At 46.3% G+C, this 24,593-nt stretch carries 15 protein-coding genes; 5 read left to right on the top strand and 10 right to left on the bottom strand.

Features of this window, described 5'->3' with window-relative positions:
* Positions 1 to 360 precede the first annotated feature (360 nt).
* From WC659_00825 to WC659_00810, 4 genes are all read left to right on the top strand, one after another.
* The gene (locus tag WC659_00825; protein ID MFA4872466.1) at positions 361 to 1,104 is read left to right on the top strand and encodes a WecB/TagA/CpsF family glycosyltransferase; all 744 of its coding nucleotides are present in this window, start codon (positions 361 to 363) and stop codon (positions 1,102 to 1,104) included.
* Between the two features lie 50 nt (positions 1,105 to 1,154).
* Positions 1,155 to 2,765 carry a glutamate--tRNA ligase gene (gltX, locus tag WC659_00820; GenBank protein ID MFA4872465.1) on the top strand — a complete coding sequence of 537 codons (1,611 nt, stop codon included), beginning with the start codon at positions 1,155 to 1,157 and terminating at the stop codon, positions 2,763 to 2,765.
* Positions 2,766 to 2,850: 85 nt separating this feature from the next.
* Positions 2,851 to 4,098, top strand: a complete 1,248-nt coding sequence (locus WC659_00815) for a peptidoglycan DD-metalloendopeptidase family protein (GenBank protein MFA4872464.1) — start codon at positions 2,851 to 2,853, stop codon at positions 4,096 to 4,098.
* Between the two features lie 117 nt (positions 4,099 to 4,215).
* Positions 4,216 to 4,566 (top strand): hypothetical protein, encoded by a 351-nt coding sequence (locus tag WC659_00810; GenBank protein MFA4872463.1) that lies wholly within the window; start codon positions 4,216 to 4,218, stop codon positions 4,564 to 4,566.
* Between the two features lie 135 nt (positions 4,567 to 4,701).
* Here WC659_00810 and WC659_00805 read toward each other — a convergent pair whose 3' ends face one another.
* The 7 genes from WC659_00805 to WC659_00775 form a co-directional block, all read right to left on the bottom strand.
* Positions 4,702 to 5,529 (bottom strand): FtsQ-type POTRA domain-containing protein, encoded by an 828-nt coding sequence (locus WC659_00805; protein MFA4872462.1) that lies wholly within the window; start codon positions 5,527 to 5,529, stop codon positions 4,702 to 4,704.
* Positions 5,530 to 5,632: 103 nt separating this feature from the next.
* Positions 5,633 to 6,946 (bottom strand): serine--tRNA ligase, encoded by a 1,314-nt coding sequence (gene serS, locus WC659_00800; protein ID MFA4872461.1) that lies wholly within the window; start codon positions 6,944 to 6,946, stop codon positions 5,633 to 5,635.
* 18 nt (positions 6,947 to 6,964) lie between these two features.
* On the bottom strand, positions 6,965 to 9,049 hold the full coding sequence (gene lysS, locus WC659_00795) for a lysine--tRNA ligase (protein MFA4872460.1): 2,085 nt from the start codon (positions 9,047 to 9,049) through the stop codon (positions 6,965 to 6,967).
* Between the two features lie 270 nt (positions 9,050 to 9,319).
* Positions 9,320 to 9,799 (bottom strand): transcription elongation factor GreA, encoded by a 480-nt coding sequence (gene greA / locus WC659_00790; GenBank protein ID MFA4872459.1) that lies wholly within the window; start codon positions 9,797 to 9,799, stop codon positions 9,320 to 9,322.
* 647 nt (positions 9,800 to 10,446) lie between these two features.
* The gene (locus tag WC659_00785; protein ID MFA4872458.1) at positions 10,447 to 14,265 is read right to left on the bottom strand and encodes a hypothetical protein; all 3,819 of its coding nucleotides are present in this window, start codon (positions 14,263 to 14,265) and stop codon (positions 10,447 to 10,449) included.
* Between the two features lie 96 nt (positions 14,266 to 14,361).
* On the bottom strand, positions 14,362 to 14,952 hold the full coding sequence (locus tag WC659_00780) for a hypothetical protein (GenBank protein ID MFA4872457.1): 591 nt from the start codon (positions 14,950 to 14,952) through the stop codon (positions 14,362 to 14,364).
* Positions 14,953 to 16,013: 1,061 nt separating this feature from the next.
* Complete coding sequence (locus tag WC659_00775) at positions 16,014 to 17,756, bottom strand: S8 family serine peptidase (protein MFA4872456.1); 1,743 nt, start codon at positions 17,754 to 17,756, stop codon at positions 16,014 to 16,016.
* A gap of 524 nt (positions 17,757 to 18,280) precedes the next feature.
* Here WC659_00775 and WC659_00770 point away from each other — a divergent pair.
* Positions 18,281 to 20,125 (top strand): hypothetical protein, encoded by a 1,845-nt coding sequence (locus WC659_00770; protein ID MFA4872455.1) that lies wholly within the window; start codon positions 18,281 to 18,283, stop codon positions 20,123 to 20,125.
* A gap of 68 nt (positions 20,126 to 20,193) precedes the next feature.
* Here WC659_00770 and WC659_00765 read toward each other — a convergent pair whose 3' ends face one another.
* The 3 genes from WC659_00765 to WC659_00755 form a co-directional block, all read right to left on the bottom strand.
* Positions 20,194 to 21,390: a glycosyltransferase family 4 protein gene (locus WC659_00765; protein ID MFA4872454.1), complete on the bottom strand. Its 1,197-nt coding sequence runs from the start codon at positions 21,388 to 21,390 to the stop codon at positions 20,194 to 20,196.
* Between the two features lie 108 nt (positions 21,391 to 21,498).
* The gene (locus WC659_00760; protein ID MFA4872453.1) at positions 21,499 to 23,487 is read right to left on the bottom strand and encodes a putative glycoside hydrolase; all 1,989 of its coding nucleotides are present in this window, start codon (positions 23,485 to 23,487) and stop codon (positions 21,499 to 21,501) included.
* On the bottom strand, positions 23,477 to 24,583 hold the full coding sequence (locus tag WC659_00755; protein ID MFA4872452.1) for a glycosyltransferase family 1 protein: 1,107 nt from the start codon (positions 24,581 to 24,583) through the stop codon (positions 23,477 to 23,479). Before WC659_00755 ends, WC659_00760 begins: the two co-directional genes overlap by 11 nt.
* Between the last annotated feature and the right edge of the window lie 10 nt (positions 24,584 to 24,593).

Raw genomic sequence — 24,593 nt, 5'->3', positions numbered from 1 at the left:
CGAGGAGATGAAAAAAGCAAAGGCCGCCTTATTTGAGAAATTGAGAAAAAACTTTTAACGCGCTATTGAAAATCACAGTCCCTGGTGACTATTGATTTGGGGCTCATTCCTTGACTGGAAAATACTCCCCTTTAAAGTATATGTTCACAGGACCCCCCTCTGTCATCCTGACCCCGCAAATGCGGGGGAAGGATCCCCGGCGTATGCCGGCCCACATCCGTGGGAGATTCTTCACTTCGTTCCGATTCCATCGGGACTTCGTTCAGAATGACGACATCAGTGAACACTTACCTTTCCTTTATAACCCACTAAAATGCTCACTATTATGCGAATACCAATTCCATTGTATACTTACGACATATGGAAATCTTAAATATCCGCGTAGATGCAACAACTAAAGTAGAGCTTGGGCAATTTGCGTTTACTTTTATTCAAGGCAATACACAACATCATTTGGTATCTATCAATCCCGAAGCAGTGGTTCGCGCGCAGCACGATCCGTCATTTGCTCATGCCCTGCAACACGCATCGCTTGCCCTTACTGACGGATTTGGAATACAACTGGCTGCAAAACTATTAAAACTGCCTCCGCCCGTAAGGCTTACTGGCGTTGAATGCGTTCAGTATTTGTGTTCGCTTGCCGCAACGCATGGTTGGAATGTATATCTTTTTGGCGGAAGAGGGGATACTGCAGAAAGGGCCGCACACCGCTTGCGCCAGCAATTTCCGGGATTATATATCCATGGCGATGAGGGAATTCCTGAAAAAGAACAAGGAACAAGGAACAAGGAACAAAATATTGAGGAAGTAATAAAACGTATTCGACTTTTTAAAACGCAGATATTATTTGTGGCGTTAGGACAGCCGAAGCAAGAGCTCTGGATAGCCGAACACTTGTCTCGCATGCCTTCCGTAAAAATTGCCATGGGCGTGGGCGGCGCTTTTGATTTTCTCGCGGGCAATGTGGCCCGCGCGCCGAATTTTATACGCGCTATGGGCTTGGAATGGCTTTGGCGGCTTATACTCCAGCCGTGGCGCATCTTTCGTATAATAAACGCTACAGTGCGCTTCATGTTTCTCATTGCGACAAAATCACGTAAATGATAGGATAAGTTCGTTACAGCGCATTTAAATGCGCAAAATGGCCTATTAGTATGAATATTAATCAAATTTGTGTAAGAGTTGCCCCATCGCCTACAGGAGACATGCACATTGGCACGCTCCGCGTGGCGCTATTTAATTGGCTCTTCGCGCGGCAGCGCAAGGGCAAATTTATTGTCCGCATTGAAGATACAGATCAAACGCGCTACAAACCTGAAAGCGTAAAATCAATCTTAGAAGGGCTTGCATGGGCAGGGCTTGATTGGGATGAAGGACCAATAATGAAAAATCCTAAATTCATCCGGTCATCCGACCGGATGCCCGATCGTATGATCGGGCAAATCCCAAATTCCAATATGGATGACTTAATTGCAGAAAAAGGAGAAGGAGGGCCGTATTTTCAATCGCAAAGAATAGAGGAGTATCGTAAGTACGCTGAAATACTTCTAGAGAAGGGAGTTGCATACCGGTGTTTTTGCACACCTCAAAGGCTGGAAAAAATGAGGAAAGAGCAAGAAGCGAATAAACAACCGTCCATGTATGACAAACATTGCGCCGCATTATCATCGGATGAAATTGCAAAGCAGTTGGCGTCAAACGCGCCATACGTCATTCGGCTTAAAATACCAGAGAAAGGAACGATAACAGTAAATGATTTAATTCACGGTGATGTCACATTTGATTTACGCCTTGTGGACGATCAAGTGCTTCTGAAATCTGACCAATACCCCACTTATCATCTCGCCAACGTCGTTGACGATCACCTTATGGGCATCACGCATGTATTGCGGGGCGATGATTGGCTGCCCTCGCTACCAAAACATATATTGCTCTACCAAGGATTAGGCTGGGAAATTCCCCAATTCGGCCATCTCCCTTTAATCTTAGCGCCCGACAGAACTAAACTCAGCAAGCGCCATGGCGCAATTTCGGTACTGGCAATGCGGGATGCCGGATACCTGCCCCATGCGCTTCTAAATTTCACCCTTTTACTTGGCTGGAATCCTGGTAAGGGAAACGAGCAAGAGATTTTTACGAAAGAAGAAATGCTCGCACTGTTCAGCCTCGAAGGCATCCAAAAATCTCCTGCCGTATTCAATTATGAAAAATTAAACTGGATAAATAAGCACTATATCAAACTGATGCCCCTTGAAGATCTCGCCTCGAGAGCCATCCCGCATTTAACCGCATCAGGCCTTATCACCCCGCTTGAAAAAGGGGAGTGGCTTACCCTCGATAAGCGCATTATTCGCGATGACTATATGCAATCTGTGGCTGCACTGCTTCAGACCAGGCTCGTTGTGCTCAAAGACATCGGGCAAGATCTTGAATATCTTTTTGACCGCCCCTTCTACGACGCATCACTGCTCATAGGGAAAGGGGAACAGCGCGATACGGCCATAGCCCACCTAATTGAAACCAAGGAGTACTTCCACACGATGCCGGAAAATATGTTTAAAGCTCCTGACTTTGATACCACATTGAAGGCGTGGATAAAAGATACACAAAGGACCAACAGCCAGATTCTTTGGCCGCTTCGCGTGGCCTTAAGCGGCAAAGAGCAAAGTCCCAGCCCTTTTGAATTAATGAACATTCTTGGTAAGGATGAAACGATTAAAAGAATTGAAAACGCAATTGAATCGCTTCAAACTCTCAACGCATAAACTGGAGATCTCATGTCGTCTAAGAAAGGCTAAAATTTGATATGACGGGGTTTACAAGATGAGCAAAATTTGCTACAATAACGGCATGAGAGACAGCGCAGCTCATCGTTTTAATAAAAAAAATAGATTACAGATACTGGCGATCGCAATCATCGCCGTATTTTTATTATTGCCGGGTCTTATTTATGTGTATGCGCAATATGGCAATGTGCAATCATTGCAAACGAGCATAGATCAGAAAAAAGAATCCATAGACCACCTGAAACGTGAAATTTCCACGTATGCGCAGAGTATCCGACTTCGCCAATCGCAAGCTGCCTCCCTGTCAAATCAAATTGCTATTATCAATGACCAGGTACAGCGGCTCGAACTTTCCATAAAACTTACCGAAGAGGAAATCGGCGAGACGCAAATGGAAATTGAGCAAACGCAGGAATTAATTGCCCAATATGAGCGATCACTCCTCTTGAAACGCGCTGAGCTTGCGGCGAACCTCCGTTATCTCAAGCAGCGAGAGGGGATGCAGGAGATGTTTGCGCTCCTGACACATGACAATCTTTCCGAATACTACCATGATATAAAAAACATTGAGCAACTGCAGTCCTCCATTGCCGCTACAGTCAATGAATATGACCGCGTGAAAAAAGAAGCGGAATTGAAACATGCAGAATTAACGGCAAAACAAGAGCAACTCGTGCAGTTAAAATCACAGCTTGATGAACAGCAGCTCCAGCTGGGATCGCAGCGTTCTGTAAAAGCTCAGTTGCTTGTCGATACCCGCCGTTCTGAGACAAAATATACGTCCTTGCTGGAAAGCGCAAAACGCGAACAAAACGCGATCGAGTCAGAGGTGAGCACTATAGAAAAAAAACTGCGCGCAGAGATGCAGAAAGGCGAACGTTTGAAAAAATTGCAAGCGCTTGGCAATACTATTTTTGCGTGGCCGGTTCCGCCTAATGTGATTACCGCATATTTCCATGACCCTGACTACCCTTATCGCTATATTTTTGAACATCCCGCCATTGATATTAAGGCGGCCTACAAAACATCCGTGCACGCCGCAGCCAGCGGTTATGTGGGCATTGCAAAAGACGCGGGCATGGGCTACTCCTACATAATGCTAATCCATAATGACGGGTATGCGACGGTGTACGGCCATTTATCGAAAATTTATGTGCGCAGTGATGAATTTGTCACGCAAGGGCAGGTAATAGGCTTGTCAGGTGGCACTCCGGGCACCCCCGGCGCAGGGAGACTCACTACAGGACCACATCTGCATTTTGAAATCCGCCAACAGGGAATACCTGTTAACCCGCTGGATTATATTCCGTAATAGATTTCTGTATTTATTTTTGTTACAGATCAGATGATTTATTCTATTGATAATAACGAGGGGAGGGGAGAAAGGTCGAAAACAAATTATAAAAATAAAAAGGCGCAGACCAACCATATGAAAAAACTTTTCTTTGGTATTATTAGCGGCATCGGCATCTCCCTATTATTTGCATCACCTGTCTTAGCAGTAGCAACGTGCAATATCACTGATAACGTAGCAGATGATCCAACATATATCTGCAACGTAAGAAGCAGATCATCCATTATCATAAGACCTCGCGCCACATCCAATGCGACAATAATAACACGCCAACGCATTATCACCGGGCAAAATAGCATAATTGCGGGAGAGGATATAGTGGGCGGTAGTATTATTACTGGATCGGCGACGTCAACAGTAGTAAATAGCTTTTCAATGGGTAATATAACCATTTATTTTTCGACGGGTGGTATATTTCCAGAATAAATGGCTATACGTCAAACATTAAGAAGGCCTCTTCACGGGCCTTCTTTTGTTAAGAGGGGAATATGCGGACGTTAGATATCTAGAGTCGGACATTATATGTTATCCGCCCCAAGCACTTATCTGCGCAATCTTAAGTCACTTGTAAAATATCTTCGTCGGTATGCGCACATCAATGTATTGGATAACCTTTCTTTCATCCTTCATTTCTACAAGCGCTCTATCGACGTTTAAAAGCTGCAAATCGGTATCAAAGGCATCTGATATTAAGATAACCCACTGTTCAGATGTCTTTACTGATATATCGTGCAAAGGAATGCGAGTAAGGTCAACCTCCTGAATGCGGTAGCCCTGGCGTATATGCGCAGATGAGGCCTCCAGCGCGTTCAGGAATGAAAGCGCACTGCGAGGAAGCGCTGCAGCGCCTGTGGTGGTGCTCAACAATGCCGGCGCGGTAATGACCCAAGAAGGCCACTGCTCACCCAATACCGCAGGCCCAAGGGCTATCCCCTCGTCATCAATGGCTAATGGCTCCCCTCCTTGCGCGGTTTTGACAATATAACGCGGGATGCGTTCTTCCAAATCAATAATGAGACGATGCGGCAATGAGGGTTTGACTTCAACCTTTTTAACAGGAAATTCGTTCAATATCGCTTGTTCAATACGCTGCGAATCAATAAAAAAAAGGCTTGCGCCGTAGGGAATCGTAAATAATTTTTTTTTGCCTAGCTCAAGCCTTACCAATGCTTCAATATTGTGCGGGTCAATACTCTGCGCGTTTAAAATATCAATGATGGTTACGCGGAAAGCTCCGGAGAAAAATAGCCAATAACATATACTCACGAGGATTGAAACCCCGCACAATAAAAAAATTAGTCTGGTGTCAATTCCTCTTTTGGGATCTGCACGGTGCGGATTTTTATACGCATGTTCGTAATAATCTTTTTTTTTGCGTCGTGCAGGCAAATGATTGGCATGATGGAATAAACCCAAAAACATTTTGCTTAAGACAAGCAGTTAAGCGTCGGATAATATTAGTCTCATTTATAAATAGTATTTGAGAGAAGGCTTAAACACTCCCCCGGTGTATCGTATGTATGCCATTCATGTAAGGCAAAAGCGCTTCCGGGACCTTAATGCTGCCGTCAGCCTGCTGATAATTTTCAAGAATTGAGATAAGGATTCTCGGTGAAGGTAGTGCGGTATCATTGAGCATATATACATATTTTATATCGCCATCGTCCGTTCGGTACCGCACATTAAGTCTTCGTGATTGCCAATCGAGAAAATTAGACGCAGAGCCTGTCTCTCCATACGCTTGACGGCTTGGAATCCATGCTTCTGTGTCAAACTGTTTGTACTTGCCCGCAGAGAGGTCTCCTGAGCAAATACGCAGTTGCCGGTATGGGAGCCCTAAATCTTCATGCAATTCGCGTGAAAATGCTATAAGCTCCTCATGCAGACTATCTGCAGTATCCACATCTGCTTTCGTAATGCACACCAATTCTACTTTCATAAATTCGTGAACGCGATATATGCCCTTAGTGTCTTTGCCATAACTTCCTATCTCACTCCGATAACACTGAGAAAATCCGCATATTTTTAACGGGAGATCCTTTTCTTTAAGAATATCATCTGCATAATATGCAAGGAGCGAAGGCTCTGCAGTTCCCACTAAAAATTTATTTTCTTTTTTCACCGCGCCATTCGCCTCTTTCTCGTTATTATCAATTTTATAAATTTCATCGGTATCAGGATTATAAGTTTTTCCCTTGAAGTATCCGCTGCCAAAAAGCACGAATTCATTTACTAAGGTGGGTGGAATCATTGGTTTGAAACCCTTCTGAATTGCCTTTTGCAAAGCGTACATCATCACGCCCATTTGGAGCATAACCGCTTCATTTTTCACATAATATCCGCGATAACCGCTCACCTTTACACCTTTTTCCAAATCAAGGAGATCAAGATCGCGACCGATTTGCACATGGTCTTTGGGTGTGAAGCTGAATTGCGAAGGCTCCCCCCATTTCTTTACCTCGACATTCCCCCTCTCATCATTGCCAATGGGTGTATCGGCTGCGGGAATGGTGGGCATCTGCACCATGAAATTTTCGTATATTTCATCAAGTGTCTCAAATCTCTTTTCCTGCTCCCCTAACTTTTGTTTGATCAGCTTGCCTTCTTCTCTTTGATTCAAGTTGCCTGTTCTCCCGCTTGCAGCTATTTCATTCCGTTTTCTCTGCAATTCTTCCAGTTCGCGCAGTGCTGCATTTCGTTTTTTATCAATATGCAAAAATTCATCAATATCGAGGCTGATCTTTTTAATCTCTAACGCCCAACGAACCTTATCGGGATGTTCACGGATGAAATTAATATCTATCATATGATGTGTCGTATAATATCATAATCCCAACGTATCAGCCATTTCCTGCATAGCACGCAATTCTAATTCTATAAGATCCTGTAAATTTATTCCTAATAATTCTTCTGATTTGAGAATAATTTCTCTATTGACTCCTTTGGCAAATGACGGCTGTTTGAATTTTTTTAGGACTCCATCAACGCTCACGTCTGCTAATTTTTTTGTTGGCTGGACGAGCGCGCATGCGACCAACAACCCAGTAAGCTCTTCTGCGCTGTAAAGCGCTTTCTCAAGCGGTGTTTGTGGGATGATGCCATGGAGATGATTGTGCGTTTTTATAGCCTGCACCACTTCGGAACCGACTCCTTCATGCGCGAGATATTCGCTAGATACCAGAGAGTGGCTGTGCGGATTATCCTGCGTTTCTTCCCAGTCAATATCATGAAGCAGTCCCGCGAGCCCCCATTCATCAGCATTGCCTTCGAATTTCTCTGCAAGCGCCCTCATGACCGCTTCAGCGGCAAGCATGTGCTTGATAAGGTTTTCATTCTTCACATGAGTGCGGAGCAGTTTGAGCGCATTCTCGCGAGGGTACATAGTATGTGGAATGTTATTTTGCTGTGGCTCGCGATTGGTTGCCTTTAGTAAAATATTTTGCGAGTCATTTATTTTTGGCCTTAAGGTTGGGAATAAAATAACCTCTTTGATCGCATGGGTGCCGGCAAGAAGCGCGGCAAGGCGGTCAATGCCCATGCCGAATCCGGCGGTGGGCGGCATGCCATGGCGGAGCGCATCTATGAAATCTTCATCATAGCGCTGCGCCTCTTCATCGCCTGCCTCATGCGCTTTTTCCTGTTCACGGAAACGCTCTTCTTGGTCTATAGGATCGTTTAATTCGCTGAATGCATTTATAAGCTCCACTCCCCCGATAATGAGCTGGAAACGTTCAGTCAGCGCAGGATTGTCGGCTTTGCGCTTTGCGAGCGGCGAGAGCTCTAGAGGATGATCAATTAAAAATACCGGCGAAGTTATGGCAGGACGTATCAAATGCTTCCACAATTCATCATACAGCCTCCCTCTCCCCCACCCCGCTTCAACCTCGATGCCTTTATCCCGCGCAATTTTTACCAAAGACGCATCAGGCAACGCATACACTCCCTGTATGCCTGCCTTTTCCTCTAGTGCTTCCTGAAAGCTCATGCGCGGATAGGGCGGCTTACAATTAATTTCTTTTCCTTCAAGGATGATAGTGGTACTGCCCACGATGCGCTCGAGCAGGAAGGTCATCAGCTCCTCTGACAGCTGCATCAGTTGCCGGTAATCGGCATAGGCCCAATAAAATTCTATCTGCGTAAATTCCGGATTATGGGCGCGATCCATACCCTCATTGCGGAAACAACGGGCTATCTCATATACCTTTTCAAAACCGCCGACAATCAGCCGCTTCAAATACAATTCCGGCGCGACCCGCAGATAGAAATCCGTGCCGAGCGCATTATGATGGGTGACAAACGGCCGCGCAGATGCACCGCCCGCAATCGGCTGGAGAATGGGAGTTTCCACTTCCATAAAGCCATGCGCATTGAAAAATTCGCGTATTGCCTGGGTCAGCGCGATCCTTGTCTCTGCCGCTTTTTTTGCGTCCGTGTTGACGAGAAAATCCAAATAACGCTTGCGATAGCGCAATTCCGGATCCTGCAGTCCGTGCCACTTTTCCGGCAACGGCTCTAATGCCTTCGCGATTATGCGGACGCTTTCTGTGAGAAGGGTGGGCTCCCCTACTTTCGTACGGAAAAAAGTCCCTTTTGCTTCTATGAAATCTGCAACATCAAGCGTTTCAATAAGACGGTCGTACCCATCCTTTAAATTATCATATTTTGCGTAGATCTGCATTTTTCCCGTACCGTCTTCGATGTCTAAAAAAGTTGTTTTCCCGTGCGACCGAAGCGCGCGCACCCTGCCCACAAGAACCACGTGTGTTTCTTTGAGGCTGTCGCCCGCATCAAGAACTGCCTTTACGGTATGCGTGCGCGCAACAATACTGGGATAGGGATCTACCCCCTGCGCTTTGAGCATGTGCAGACGCTCCAGCCGCGTCGCGCGTTCCGATTGTTTCTCTGTCATACTAGAGATAATTATATCCTTCTCAGCGCAGATTATGCAATAGATCTGATAGTACAAAATTACCCCCTAAATAAGGGGGTAAATGTGTAACTACTCACTGCCTTCACCTCGACGTGAAGGAATGTCAGTTTTTCGAGGACTTATGCCCGTGTCAGACGGGCATAAGCGTCATGGCCGCGAGATCGCGTCCGCAAAAAAATTGTGCATTCCGAGCGGCGAGGACTATAAGTGGGCATTAACGGTAACGTGCAAATATGTTACCTGCAATCTTTAAAAAACTTTTACAATTTTGTACGTCACAATTCCTTTGGGAACTTGCACTTCTATCTTATCACCTACCATGTGACCCAAAAATGCGCGCCCGAGGGGAGACTCATTCGAGATAATGCCGGATTTTGGATCAGCCTCTTGGGAACCGACAATAGTGAATTCTGCTTCCCCGCCATCTTGAGTCTTTACTTTGATGCGTGACCCCACCTCCACCATGCCGCCCGCGGGACGCTCATGGGAAGAAATAATTTCAGCGTTTTTTATGACATTCTCAAGTTCTGCAATCCTGCCTTCGAGGAACGCCTGTTCGTTCTTGGCTTCCGTATATTCGGCATTTTCCGATAAATCGCCCAGTTCTTTCGCCTGCTGGATGCGCCATGCCACTTCCTTCCGCTTCACGGTCTTGAGCGTATGAAGCTCTTCCTTTAGCTTTTCATACCCTTCTTTCGTGAGATAGGTTAATTGGTTATATCCTGGCATAAATTAAATTGGAACTTCCCCACACGTGGAGGAAGTAATGCCTATAATCGTGCTAAAGATACTACTAACCGCCTTTTACTGTCAAGCGGCATCCAAAATACCAGATAACTCAAGGGTTCTTCCGGGTTTTCTGTGGGTACGATGGGTCTCGTGAGCGGTTCCACCAGCCCCCTCCCTTTCCACCGAAGGCGGATCTCATGCCAGAGGCAGATCAGCCTATGGCTGAAGCCTCGGGCTGAAAGATAAGGGAGGGTGAGGGTGGGTTATGACGGGGCGCATATGCAGACTTTTGGCGAATCAAAGCCTTTTCATGCGTCCCTCTCATAACTCCCCTAGTACCGTTACAATTAAGTTTTGCGACATGCAAGAGATTAGTATTTCAATACAGACGGTAAAATAAGCATATCAGTTATAGCCGAATTAAATTGTAACGGCACTAGCCCCTCTTACTTTAAGAGGGGAAATCCGGAGTGAGACTATCCGTAAATTACCCACACAAATGTCTGAAGAGCCAACTCAAGTAACGTCGCAGCCTGCCTGCGCAGGCAGGCTCGTCTGCGACTTCACGTTAAACATCATCACATAATTACACAGACAGGTTTGCTGTCTGTGTAAAATACTAAAACTGTTTTAAGATGTTAATTATCTTATAGGAACCAATAAGGAGTCTGCGCTACGCTTGCTTCAGTTCTCCTGCGGCGTCGCGCGATAAGGAAGGCAAAGAAGAAAAAGAGCAATGAAAGGAGGCCGAACATTATGGTACGCGCCATGAGCTGGCTGGCCGGCAAAGGAACCCTATTGGTCAGCGTCTGCGTAAGCGGTGACTGCGGATCGGCAACAAGGTTTGCGAGCAGATCAGCGTTAAGCCCGGCGGCAGATGCGGATTTGACTCCAATGGTCCTGATGACCGTGCCCTTGGCAATGTCCATCACCGTATTTTCAGGCGCGATTACTTCTGCAGAGGCATAGTCAGGTGAATAAATTGCATTAATATCGCCGATAGGCGCATCGTTATTGAGCGGTATCGAGGCTGCATTATCCGGAGTATCGGACAAGGGCGCTGTCTCTGTTGCCAGCCCTGCCACGCCTCCTGTGCCGCTTCCCGTGCCGCTTACACCCGCGCCTTCTATCGTGCCGTTCAATAATGCGGTACCGAGCGCTATCCGAAGTTTAAACGTGGCATTCGGCGATTTTGTCACTGTATTTGATTGGTCGAATCCTGACGCATACGCCGTATTCGTATAGTAACCCGCGGGCGCTTCAGAAGAAAATATAACGGTATAATCTATGACTACTTTTTCATTCGGCGCCACTTGACCCAGATCCCATGAATTTTCAAATACCACGAGCCCGCCTTCGTTCTTGAGCTTATCGTATACTTTTACATCGTTTACCGGCACTGACCTGTTATTTTGCAAGGTAATCTTATAGGGCACGGTGCTACCGGGAGCAACGCCTGTGGAAGGAGCGCTTGAGGTCTTAGTAATGCTAAACACCGTATCTGATCCTGACGTGGCGCTGCCGATACTAGTGCCACCGGTGTTATTGCCTGCGGAGGGATTAGTATTCTGATATGAGGTATCGCCACCAGGCAAAACTGTTCCTCCTACCGTACCTTCATCATTATTACCTGGATTCGTGTTGCCTGATTGGCCAACAGTCACTGACACCGCAGCGCTCGACTGGTCGTTTGCTGAATTATTATCAGCAGTTGAGGATGATGCGGCCGCAGTTGCATTTATAATATGCGTGCCGGATCCGAGGGTATTCTTTATGGTGACGCTGAAGGTTGCTGACGCTTGTGCGCCCGGCACAAGCCCAAGGAATGAAAAACTTACATTCCCCTCTCCTGCAGTACCGTTGCCGGCATTCGCGAGAGTGGTTCTTGCATTGTCATACGTCACCTTCACTGAGGCGTCCGTGGTCTTGCCATTTGCGGCATTCGTCACATTGATTTGATACGTTATGGTACCTCCCAATGCTGCGGGCGATGGCGAGGGTGTTGCGGTGAGCGACACGCCTACGTCAGTAGGATCGCCGATTATGAAATCACCATCCCATGAGCCGAACAAGTTTACCGCCAAGGTGACGAGTTTCCCGCCAATCACATCAGTATTCAAAATGGTGCCCACATTCATAGCAGAGCTTACATCACCGGTGTTCACGGTAATATCTTTGCCGTCAATTGCAGCTATGGTATTGGAACCGGAATCAGCGACCTGGTTTAATTTATTGATAACAGCGCCTTCATTGGCTGTTTTTACTTTCACGCTTCTTGCTGCAACTGCCGCAGAACCATTGAATGAATCATCGCCAGTGCCGTTTATCGAAGCGTCCGCAGATACTCCATTGCCACCCAAACCCGGCACATCTGTGTCTTCTACCGATACCACGAAGCTTTTACCATTCCCTTCTCTTTTTGCCGTATCAGGCAATCCGCTCACCCGGCCGCTCCAATCGCCGAGGATGTTAAAGAATCCGGAAAACCATCCGCAGCCGATACAGGTGCGGTTCGCAAGGGTGAGCACATTTGTCTGCGCTTTCGCTTTGCCAGTCTTTACCGTGATGTTATCTCCATCATCGCCAAATACGTTTTCATTTTCTCCTGAATTTGCGCGATTCTTGAGTTCGTTTATGACACCGCCATAATTTTGCACGGTAATTTCCGTATCATTCGTCGCGATTGCGACCGCATTATTTATAGAGTCTCCTGTGGCGCCTTCAATGGACGCGGATGCATCGGCGCCTGTGGCTATGCGAGGGCCCACGTGGGGGAAAATCTGGTCAAACGAGGGAAGTAAAATATTTTTCTTAAAATTGCCGAAGATATTTATTACTGCCACGGTTGCTTCTCCGCCGATGATATTCGTATTTAAGAAATTGAAAAGGTTCGTAGATACGTCAACATTGCCTGTATCCACTCGTGTGCGCTTTATTTTGGTGCCTGCAAAAATGCTGTTCTTACCTGATATGCCCTCTATTCCGTAATCGTTTTCAATCAACCCCTGGTTGTTCACCTCTATATCAGTGCGCTCTTCAATGCTTGCGGCCGCGAGATTCAGGGAATCCTCGCCCGTATTCGTATTATTCGCGTCTGCATAAATGCCGCGTGTGCCGCCAAATCTGCTCGCGATAAGTTCGAAGAGATCTATGTCCTCATTGTATTCGCCATTGATATCAAGCACGAACGGCCTCCAGATCGCTTCCACGCCGTTTAAATCAATAATGTTCGTATTCACTTTATTGATGATATTTGAGCGCACTTTAACATTGCCGGTTTCTACCCAACCGTCCTTGAAACTAAATCCTGCGAGTACGCGGTTTCGGCCGCTGTTGCCGGAGATGAGATAGTCATTGCCCAGATAGGCGATGTTGTTATTTACCACCGTATAATCGCGGTCCACATCAGCGGTCGCCTGATTATTGGAGTCTTCGCCAGTATTTTCATTCAGCGCGACTGAACCCATGTTCCAGACTGCCCAGCAATCAGCGCAGCCTGTCTGGTCTGGAGTCATTTCTCCTGTTTCTCTCACCTCAACCGTATTCAACTCAAAATCGCCTTTCGCGGTCGTATCTGACTGCCCAGTAGTAATCCCGCCCTCCCCTCTTTGTCCGAATTCAAGAGTATTATTGCCGGAATCTGAAGCGATGACCTGTTTATTGGTCACATCTGATACATTGGTGATCTCTATACCGGTTTCTGTTGCTACTGTATCAGAACTTATAAAACTTCCTTCTCCGGTATTGTTCGAATTTTCCGCGTCTGCCAAAGGAGTTGTAGTTGCGGTTGACGTCGCATTTAAGGCATTCACTTCTCCTCCTGTATCACCGGGTATGGTAAGCGCAGTGGTCGTGGGCGTGCTGGTTGCTGCGGGACTGGTAATGCCGCCTGTGGTCTCGCCAGATCCTGCGCCAGGAGTAGTAATCTCTTTTTCTTCTGTCGGCATCCAGCTCCGATTCCAAAGATCAAGGATATCTTGAGCAGTTTGTGAACTACCAGATCCGCTTGGGCCACCCATGGAAGGGATAAGCCCTTGCCACCACTGGGTATCACTCAATGGTACCCCTGTACCGCTTGGCGTGCCTCCTGTCCCTGAACCAGAACCGTCAGTGTCAGATAATGGAGGAGTTGTGGGAATTAATGGAACTGATGGCGTTTCCTGTGTATCGCCTGCATCCTCATCTACCTCATTAGCATCTTCATCCGGCGCTTCTATTTCCGGCGGATCATCGTCGTCAACCACGCCATTAGAATTCCAACCTTGCATCATATCTTGCAGTGATGGTACTTGCGGCATGGTCGGCATCTGGAAATTTCCAGCAGATTCTGGCGCAGGCGTTTGCTCTTCTTGTGCGATCGCAACACCAGAAATGGACTGCAACGCCAAAAGAACGGTGAGCGTCCAAATCGCCCAAGGCTTTGTAGATTTATAGGTCGGATAAGTCTGATAAGTCGAATACTTCACAAACTGATAACTTATTAACTGATAACTAATCACTGCCTCGGGGTCTGGCCCCTCCGTTTGAGTGGAGAGACCAAATACCCCAGGCAACGACGTTGATTATGGAGCGTATCTTGTTACTAACTTGACGCCAATGGCTGCAAGTCGTGTAAGGATAGATCCGGATGTACCGGTCTTCACGACAATACCAGTCGCGTCATCCCCTGCTGCTACGAACTGTCCACCGGTAGCGCTTCCTGCCACTACCACAGAGTCGACATTTTCGTAGGTGTCGATACTCACTTTTTCCTTGGTTGTTTCATTTTCCACAATTAAGAGAGCTGGGTCGTCACCGCTATTGCCAGAAATGGTTCCGCTGTTGCTGGTTGACAAACCATCATATTTTACTTCCACCGTACCAACCTCAAGTCCGCTGTCAGTGGTGGCAGTAGCATTTCCAGAATCGAGTGTGACATCCTGGCAATCTTCACCGCATGCGACGAACGAACCGCCTGATGCGGCAGTGTTCTCAACATACTCTTGCACCACTGACACCCCCTTGATTTTTATCTTAAGTGAGGCGAACTTCGCAGAAATGATTGTGGCAGAGCCATCATCGAACGCATTACCGGTGATTGAATTGGCTGCGGTTGCAGAGTATGCGAGACCGAGAGCCAATGCCAAAGATAGTGCTACGATTATTTTTTTCATGTATATCACCGCCTTTCTGGAGTCCCCCGCTTAAGTTTCGTTAAACGAAAATTTGCGGGGAGTGATGTTCTGGGCCATGGTGTTACCAGAGTATAATTATGTGCCCATTATTGGGTAGGGCCCCCTCTCGTAACGCCACATGGAATCCAATCCTCCTGTTCAAAGATCCAAAGATCATTGATCAGTTTGGATGTCGACCGGTTTATTCCTCCCTTTGATCCGGGCTGGGGAATCTGACCCCGCCCAAGTTTTGCCACCAGCAGATTTGCCTGCTGAATCTGGCAAAGTTTGGGCGGGGGGCGCAGACCAACCCGGATCACAGAGAAGAATACAAATGCATGTTACGCATTTCGCTGATCAACGCGGATTAAACGCCGATCAACGCTGATATTGAAATGAAATGTTAATTTCTTTTTTTTATTTTTATAGTCTTACTCATGACATATCTGCGACTATCTGCGTATCATCTGCTTATATCTGCGCAATATAAAGAGCGCAGAACGAAATCTAACTTTCGCGTCTATTGGCGTGATCTCTCGCGTGTGTTCGCGTTTGATCCGCGCATAAAGCGTTATAGTCGGATTCCATTCTGCGCCCTATAAATTGTCCTGATACCGTAAATAGTCCCATGCACTTTAAGAAAATCTGCATATATCTGCGTATCCGCCCGCTGGCGGAATCTGCGTCTGTTTCCGATTAAGTGAGCACGGGATCGTTATCTCTGCCTTTTATTTGGTTTCTTATGTTGTTTTTTGGTTATCCAATCTTATCCTAAAACAAGGTGCCCTGTCAATCTAAATATTAGCTTTATTATCAAGTATTTTCTTTTAATGTTAGCCATTTTATTGCATAATATTTAATATTATTTTTATTATCATTTCAAAATTAAGCTAAATTCACCCAAAAACCTTCAGTTTTCCTCCAGTTATCCACAGAAAATGATATTAAACAGGAATTACGCGTTTCACGGTAGCGTAGCAGCTCCTGTCCCGTCGAATGACTGGGATGTCTGCCACCCGTGAGTCGGAGACAAGCTCCGACGCTACAAATCTAGACATTTGTTACTTAATTGAAAATTGCAGGGTAGTCAAAGGGCTGGCAATTCCCTCTTTTTCCGCGATCCCTCCAATCTGAATAATACTGCGCCGGCTGAAAGGTCCTATCACGAATGCGCTTGCGCCGTCTGTGTTTGTTTTCCCATTCAAAATGCTTGGTTCCTTACTGCCTTGTTTGTAGGTAATAGTGAGGGTTGCGTCAGCGACAGGCTTGCCATTTTGGTCTACTACTCGTGCTTGTACTGTGATAGGCTCCCACCAGGTAAATTTCGTGGCAGTCTTCCCAAATTGGTTTAGTGCAGTAAGCGTTAGCGTGAGAGCGGTAACTGACGGCTGGCTTGCTATCTCTTCGTTAGTTTGCGGAGCGTTTTCTTCTGATGGTATTTCCGTACTTCGCGCAACGGTTGAATTAGTTACATTCACAAGTGAGTTCTGCGCGCGCGCCGCGAGAACCGCTTTTGCGGCATTCAGAAGCCCTGCGCCTGTCTCGCGATCCCATCCTTCTGCGCCGATATCAGTCGCACTCGAGCGCAGGATAGATCTAACCGATGCAGGATCACGCACGCCAAGTGACTTAAGAAGCGCTGCAACGCCTGTCACATGAGGAGCAGCCACCGAAGTCCCTTGCATGAACCGGTAAGAGAACGAACGTACATCTATTAGAGGGCCGCGTGTGGCAAAGGTCTGTTGTAGTATACCGTCCGGATACGTGTCATGGTTATAATCTGCGGTAAAATCCCCGCCGGGTGCGAGTATATCGATTGCCTCACCGGTGTTTGAATACGGCGCGCGCGATCCGTCCATCCCTGCAGCGCCTACGGCAATCACATAATCTCTTTCTGCGGCAGGATAAAGCACCTTATCCGTCCCGTCATTGCCCACGGCGCTCACCAAAACGACTCCTTTGCGATAGGCGTAGGAAAGCGCGTCAGTGAGCACAGGTGATGGTTCTGGGCTCCCTACTGACATATTTATCACTTGCGCGCCATGATCTGCCGCCCATCTGATTGCTTCCGCAAGACCCGCGACTGTCCCTGATCCATATTTATCAAGAATTTTCAAAGGCATGATCTGCGCTTTCGGCGCGATGCCTGCCACTCCCATATTATTATTGAGCGTGCCCGCGATGATGCCAGCTATGTGCGTGCCATGGCCATTTTCATCATTCGGATGACTGTCACGGCTGATAAAATCATATCCGGGCATAAAACTCACGCCGCCCAAATCCAGCGCCTTTTTATACATACCGTAATCTTCATACGCGATGCCGGAATCTGCCACTGCCACTACCGCGCCAGCGCCCAAACTCGCGTCCCATGCTTCCGGCATTTGGATGAGTTTCATGTTCCATTGGTACGGCTCATAGTAAGGATCATTTGGAATCATGAGCGCGTGAATCGGCCAGTTAGGTGTTACGGTTTCAATGCCCGGAATCGTACGTAACACTTTAAGGGCTTTCCCCAATTCAATGCTTTCAGGCACCGTAATGCGTGTAAATGAACCGTCATATGATTGCGCCTCGACAATTTGTTCGCTCATGCCTTTTCCGAACTTTTCGTTAATATCATGCCTTAATCGCAGCATCATTTCATCCAAACGGCTTTGATATGATTTGCGCCACGTGATGAGCACCTCATGCACTTGATAGGGACTTTCTGTTTCCGCGGCATTGAGCGCGGTGTGCCATGAGAAAAAAGGCGCCAAGGCGATGAGAATTGAAAGAGATATATTTATCAATCTTTTCGCCATAATAGCAAATTAAAGAGAGTAGCTGTGGATAACTCTGTGAGATATCTCAAATATCTTAGGCGCCGTAAAAAAATAACATATTCACCGCTTTGATGCGGTACTATAGTTAATAAGCCTAATGCCGCAATAAAATGAGGATTATATTGGAAAGGTTATTTTTTTAAGCGCCCTTAAGGAAGTTTCATATCCTATCATACGCAGAAAAAAGCGCAAGTGGGCATGAACACTAAAAATGTTCATCCCCCACCCTCTTGCAAAAAAAACATAATTATGATAGAGTCGAACGTTCTAAATTATGCCCAGTTATACAACATCCAAGAGGGAGGCGGAAATGAGAGTACAGAGAATGAATAAAACATGAAATAATGGTATAAATGCATTTCAAGATTCTATCAAAGCCTCCCTCACCGATCGCCAAACGCTTATTCTGTCCATTATGATAAATCAATACTCCAGGGTCGCAACGGTACTACGTAATACTACTATCCTCGCCACGTTTGGCGTTGGATGTTGATATACTGGGTATGCCCAAAGGTATCCAATTTTGCATATCACACAATATCGCCGATAATGGCGGAATTTTAATGTCACAACGTGAAGGGCTGCGGCCGGGAGAGACATCAGCTTCATTTCTCGTAGCCTTAAGCCATTCGTCATACGGAGATGAAGTTTTTAAACATCTCTCAATACATTTTTTTGCGAACCGCGGATCGCTAGAGAGCGCTCTTGAGCATGCAGGTAGCAGGGTAAACGAATTGAGCAAGGACACGAAATCATATACAGAAAATGTATGCGCACTCGCCTACAATAAAGACTCCTTTGCTATCACTTCGGGCGGAGAATGCTACGCGTATCTTTTGTCACAAGGAAACATTATTGAAGTATGCCAATCAGAATATTCGGTAGGGCGAAAAAAATTATTTACTGAATTTGTGGCGGGCGCGCACCAACATGGCGCGATTCTCATCACATTAAAAGAATCTGGAAAGTCCGATCTTACGCGGTTTGCCCAGCAGCTTAAAGAAGGGAATAAAAAAGAAATTAATAAAATTATTGACACACTGGGTACTGCATTTATTATCAGACTTATCCAAAAAAAAAGCATTAAGGACAGAGCCTTGCACCTGCGCAACAAAATCTCATCTCTTCCATTGCCCAAAACAAGAAAAAACTGGGTCGCGATTTTAACCACGATTAAAAAAAGCATATTGGGAGGTATCGCATTATTACGGCAAAGCTCCCACCGGAAACGCATCGCTATAGCAGTCATCGCGCTCTTAATGCTTGTCTCACTGCGTATCATATTTGTCTCCGTGGGGTCAAAAAATGTGGAACGCATAATTGCAGAAACCGTCCGGCGCGAATCGCAGATAGAGTCGCTGCTGAAGGATAAAAAGGAAGAAGATGCGCTTGAGCTCATTGACGCCACACTCGCACTCCTCAATGCGGCGCCCCAGTATCTTTCAGACACTCAAGCATCCACTATTCAAAACTTAAGAACAAGGCTTGCACAGCGCGCTGCATTGATCAATAAGCTTTCTATTATTGCAAATCCCACACCAGTGGTCTCCATGGAAAAATCATTCCGCGAAACGCATACGTTTGACCTCATGGGGCTCGCGCTCAAGCAGGGAAAACTTTATACGGTGAACCGCGCGGAAGGCGCCATTTATGAATTTGACGGGAAAGAAAGGCGCATTGTCGTGATGACAGAACTTCCTGATGGTGCGGGCAAGCCCGTAGATATCATCGCTTCAACCCCGGGCACTGTGATGGTGCTCACTGAAAACCCGCTCGGCGTGTTAAATTTTGATTCCGAACACCGCACCTTCCAATTGTACCCTCTTATACTGCCTCGCGCGTCAATGGTGCCAATTGCGTATGCGACATACCTTGACCACATCTATTTGCTTGATGCGCGCACACGCTCCATTTACCGCTTTGAACGCACAGATCAGGGGTATAATTTATGGTCGCCTTGGTCAGAAGATGATTCTATAGACTTATCGCAAGCGACTACTTTTGCCATTGACGGCTCTATGTACGTGACATTCACCGACCACAGCATAATACGGCTTGAAAAAGGCAAACGGGTGCCATTTGCCTTAAGGCCTCTCCAGCCTCCTTTGGGAAACGTGAAAGCAATCGCGACTAAGGAAGATTCTCCCTATCTCTATCTCCTCGACCAACCCCAACGCCGCGTAGTTGTCGTATTAAAAAAAGACGGCTCATTAGTTGCCCAATATACGAGCCCGCTGTTTACTGAATTGCGGGGACTTTACCCGGATGAAGCAGCGCGGCGAATCTATGTATTGAACGGCGACGCCATCTATTCAGTGGGACCAGGCGATCCCAGTATCACGGATTAATAAATCAATAAATACTGCACCTCAACTGCGTTTGAGTGCGTAGTGAGTGCGTTTGAATGCGATATCAATTAGGCTTCTCTCAACCGGTAATCGAGCGCATGATATTCATCGCTTTGCTGCAGCGCACATTCATATAGCGCGATAATATCATAAATAATGGTATCCCAATTATAAGTGGCGGCAACCTCTTTGCGCGCCTGTGCGCCTAATTGTCGGGCGTATCTTGGTTTATTGATAAGCGCATGCATTGCATGGGTGAGGTTTGCGATATTGCGCGGCGCATAAAGTACCCCCGAAACCTTTCGCTGAACGGGGATAAGCACTTCCCGCGTTTCAGGAATATCTGCGGCAATGATAGGCAATCCCCATGACATAGCCTCAAGCAGCGCGATAGATTTTCCTTCAGATATTGAAGGCTGGAGAAATGCAAAAGCATGGGCATACAGTGCATGAAGGGTATAGCCTTTCTGGTACCCTGTAAGCACGATGTCGTCTCTCTTACCCGCGCATGCCTTAATCTCATTCACATATGCATCAGTGAATGCGCCTCCGCCAACCAAGGCGAGTTTTAAGCGTGAGATGCGCGCATCTTTTGGAAAACGCGACTTCAAACGGATAAAAGCCTCTACCGCATCAGTAATGGATTTATGGCGGACAAAACGCGAGACGACCAAAAGATATCTTCCTCTCTGCAGATGAAATGATTCTAAAAGCCTTAAAGGAGGCTTCTTTTTATGGAGCAATACGCCGGTGGGAATATACGGCACTCGTCTTCCCGTACGCTGAAAAATTAAATCACTGATTTCTTGCGATACTGCAATTGTAATGTGTGGCACATGCGTCATAGTCCACGCCCCGAGACGCAGTATGAATCGAGCGAAGAGTCCCCACTTCTGGTGCCTCCAATCTTGTGAATGGAACGTACCTATAACTTTGATATGAGGCGTAAATACCCTAGGGATAGGTGCGCACAACGAAGGCCCTATGCCATGATAATGTATGATATCCACACCTTGGCGCATCGCGTGGAAAGTGCCTATTAACGAGTGGCTCAAAGCGTCAAGATGCTTTGTGGGGAGAGAAGGGAGTGATTTTAGTGTTACGCCATGATATCGCGCACGTTTCTTGTCAGTATAATGCGGACGCGTATACACGAGGACCTCATGGCCTGCACGCACCAACAGACGGGATAATTCCTCCACATGCCGCTCCACCCCTCCTCCGGTGCAAGGGATGCCTTTTTGCCCTATCATTGCTATCCGCATATATAAAATACTTAAAACAAAAGAAATTTACCTTACATTGTTTTTTTTATTTTGTCAAAAAAAAGCGCATATTCTGCGCCTTTTTTTAGATAAATTGTCCTTATTATTTCAATACGTAGCAAGTCTCTTATGTAGAGCATCCTGAACAATAACTACCCTTTTATTATTTTTCCCTTGGTTTGAAAGGGTAAATTGATCCAACAATATACCTGTGGAGGCATACACTTTAACATGATTCGCATTAATCGTAAATATCTCGCTTACCTTATCATTATTAACATCACTTGCAACCACAGATACTCCCTGCTGATTATTGCGCTCATACGCAAGAAAGGAATTCAGCAATGTCCCCTTTGCGTCAAATATCCTCACCCATGGCTCTTCACCGCGTCCCGTGCCAGCAATAATTTCATCTACCCCGTCTCCATTGATATCATTCACATCTACAAAGGTGCCGGTCCTGCTATTTTTGTTTCCCGCAAAGAATCCCGGCCCTCTTAACTTTCCCATTACATCAACAATCCTTACATGAGGGCCGCCGCCAAAGCCCGCGGCAAGCACAATTTCACGCATACCGTCACCGTCCACATCTCCTGATGCAAGACTTACACTGCCTCGCCAACGTTTGTCATATGGGTACATGAGCCACATTTTTTGTCCATTCCGGTAGAGGGTTAATGCTCCATTTTTCCAAATAATGGTCTCATCGATACCGTCACTGTCTAAATCGTTTATTAAACCAAACGTACCCTTAGGAATTGATTGTAAATTCAAAACCATAATACCTACCGATTTACCTGTTGTCATATCCCATAACTCCGCGTTACTGCCTGCAACGAATCCTTGCGATACAGTCATATTCTGTGGCACAGATTCTTGATTCACTCTCTCTAAAACAATACCATCGTATGCACCCATCGTAATTTGCGAGACGCGCTGTCCGTTATTTACGCTCTTATCCTGCGTGCCGTTTATCTTTTTAAAATTGCTGCCTACGATTACCGTTTGTGCAACTCCTGTAATATTCACCAAAGCAATCCCCTTTTCAAAATCCCGACGCCATACGCCTAACAATGTCCTTTCTTTGTTAGTTACTGCATATGCGTTGCTCCTCGCATTACCTAAATTTACATTATATTCATCATACCACCAGATTTGTTCGTGCCATTTGTCGCCGTAGTCGTAGCTGAAATAAGCGTCAGTCAGTAATGTCGATGTGAAGGCGAAACGAAATTTGCGCCAATCTTCCCGATTGCCTGTGTTGTCAGTATTGGCGTTCACCACGATATAGCGCGGCAGGTAACCGCCTGAACTTCCCGCATCCTCGATGGCTTTGATTTGCTCATCCCACTTCCACCCATGCGTTAGCACTGTCTCAAACATCCGGCCGTTCAACTGTTCGCTATATTCATAACTTGAATTAGTGATAATAATTATATTATCGCCCAAATTGGCGCGCGTTTTTTGATAAATGCTTCGCATACCTGTTCGCCACGCCTTATCAATAAATTCCGGCGCGTCTTTGACGCCGTCATTAGTAATGTCGATATTCCCGTTATTCAGCCAGGAAATGTCCGACATCGCGTCGTCAAAAAAAATGCCGTCCCAAACTCCTTGTTTCTGATAAACCTGAGCAGCAAATGCTGGCAAAAAATCATTCCAACGTTTCCCCTGCGCCAAAGGCGCATAATCGGTGGGATTCATTATCTCTGTCCCTGGCCAGAATGTCATGCTCTCGCCCTGTGGAGATTGCAAAAGCCACTCACTTTTTGCATTATTGTAATGATACTCATGAAAAGAGCTTCGCCACTGCACCGGGGCCGTGCCACGCATTATACTGTCCACATACACCAACAATTTGACGTCGGGATTATTTTTTTTTATAAGCGCAAACGCCGCCGGCGAAATTTCGGGTACTTCCATTCCCATAATGACCACATCCCATTTCGTTAGTTCTTGCGCTTCCTGTTCCGTAATACCTCCTCCCGTTAGATAATAATTTGCCAAACGAGGGAAACTGCTCGCATGTGCGGCAGAAATATAAACAATTGAAAATAGAATGATGGACAAAAATGTGATAATAACTCTATATTTCATATATCAACACTAATTTTTCATATATGCTTTGCGCAGCATGCCGCCAGGTAAACTGAGAAGCATACTCCATTTTCTGTCTCTTTTTTTCCGGCGTATTATTAATTTTGGTAATCGCTTGTGAAATAGCCGATATATTCATACGATCCACATAAGTGACGAACTCTGCTCCCACTTCCCGATGAGCCGGGATATCGGACGCAAGTACAGTCGTGCCGCACGCGAGCGCTTCAAGCACAGTCAACCCGAACCCTTCCTCGCAACTTAATGCGAGGAGGCTCAAGGCGCCATTCATCAAAACCGCGACATCTTCCGATGGCAGCCAGCCTAATTCGCGCACCCAGTCTTGCGCATGGTGATCTTTGATCCAACGCTGTATCTCCTCATATCCAAATCCAGGACTGCCCACTAATACCAATATGAGATTTTTTAATTCCGACCGCTTCCTTGCCTCTTCAACTGCGGCTAGAACACTTATTATATTCTTTTTTTCTTCCACTCTTCCCACGGTAATTACATAGGGATCGGTAAGGCGGTAACGATTAAACGTTTTTTGTATTTCCGCCTTCCCGTATTGATGATAAATCGTATGATCATATCCGTGAGGTATAACATGAATCTTCTCCGAATCAATATGATATGCGTTGACCACCGCTTTCTTGGTCGCGTCTGAAGGCACTATAATTATCTGCGCACGTTTTGCGTTCCAACGGTGGATAAGTTCATTTAGGCGAGGATGGCGGTACGCAGACGGGTAATTCCTGAATGCCACGTCATGGATGCTCACCGCGGCTTTCTCCTTCAAAAGTAGAGGAATAATGTAACCCGGGGTAAAATAAATATCGGGCGCATTGCGTATAAGCTCCCATGCAAGGCGAAGTTGAGTCCAGCCCCAAGGAAGAGGCCAGCGCAATATCTTTAACTCCCAATAGGAAGGAAGCGGTAAAAATTTCTGAGGAAGGGCACAAGGCGCATACAGACGGACGCGATGTTCCGGCGGAACCACATGCCGCATTTCTTTGACTACATGATAGCTATACCACTCAATTCCGGTTTTTTGCCACTTTACTAATTGCGAAGCATCAATGCCGATCCGCATATTAAAACAC

It is taken from the genome of Patescibacteria group bacterium, from assembly GCA_041645165.1.
Classification (GTDB): Bacteria; Patescibacteriota; Patescibacteriia; order 2-02-FULL-49-11; family 2-02-FULL-49-11; genus 2-02-FULL-49-11.
Note: the sequence above shows the minus strand (reverse complement) of the source record. Positions and strands in the feature narration are given on the sequence as shown.

Excerpts from the sequence above, each read along its gene's own strand:
- WC659_00825 (MFA4872466.1), top strand. The coding sequence starts at position 361 with ATGGAAATCTTAAATATCCGCGTAGATGCAACAACTAAAGTAGAGCTT.
- gltX (MFA4872465.1), top strand. The coding sequence starts at position 1,155 with ATGAATATTAATCAAATTTGTGTAAGAGTTGCCCCATCGCCTACAGGA.
- WC659_00815 (MFA4872464.1), top strand. The coding sequence starts at position 2,851 with ATGAGAGACAGCGCAGCTCATCGTTTTAATAAAAAAAATAGATTACAG.
- WC659_00810 (MFA4872463.1), top strand. The coding sequence starts at position 4,216 with ATGAAAAAACTTTTCTTTGGTATTATTAGCGGCATCGGCATCTCCCTA.
- serS (MFA4872461.1), bottom strand. The coding sequence starts at position 6,946 with ATGATAGATATTAATTTCATCCGTGAACATCCCGATAAGGTTCGTTGG.
- lysS (MFA4872460.1), bottom strand. The coding sequence starts at position 9,049 with ATGACAGAGAAACAATCGGAACGCGCGACGCGGCTGGAGCGTCTGCAC.
- greA (MFA4872459.1), bottom strand. The coding sequence starts at position 9,799 with ATGCCAGGATATAACCAATTAACCTATCTCACGAAAGAAGGGTATGAA.
- WC659_00780 (MFA4872457.1), bottom strand. The coding sequence starts at position 14,952 with ATGAAAAAAATAATCGTAGCACTATCTTTGGCATTGGCTCTCGGTCTC.
- WC659_00775 (MFA4872456.1), bottom strand. The coding sequence starts at position 17,756 with ATGGCGAAAAGATTGATAAATATATCTCTTTCAATTCTCATCGCCTTG.
- WC659_00770 (MFA4872455.1), top strand. The coding sequence starts at position 18,281 with ATGCCCAAAGGTATCCAATTTTGCATATCACACAATATCGCCGATAAT.
- WC659_00765 (MFA4872454.1), bottom strand. The coding sequence starts at position 21,390 with ATGCGGATAGCAATGATAGGGCAAAAAGGCATCCCTTGCACCGGAGGA.
- WC659_00760 (MFA4872453.1), bottom strand. The coding sequence starts at position 23,487 with ATGAAATATAGAGTTATTATCACATTTTTGTCCATCATTCTATTTTCA.
- WC659_00755 (MFA4872452.1), bottom strand. The coding sequence starts at position 24,583 with ATGCGGATCGGCATTGATGCTTCGCAATTAGTAAAGTGGCAAAAAACC.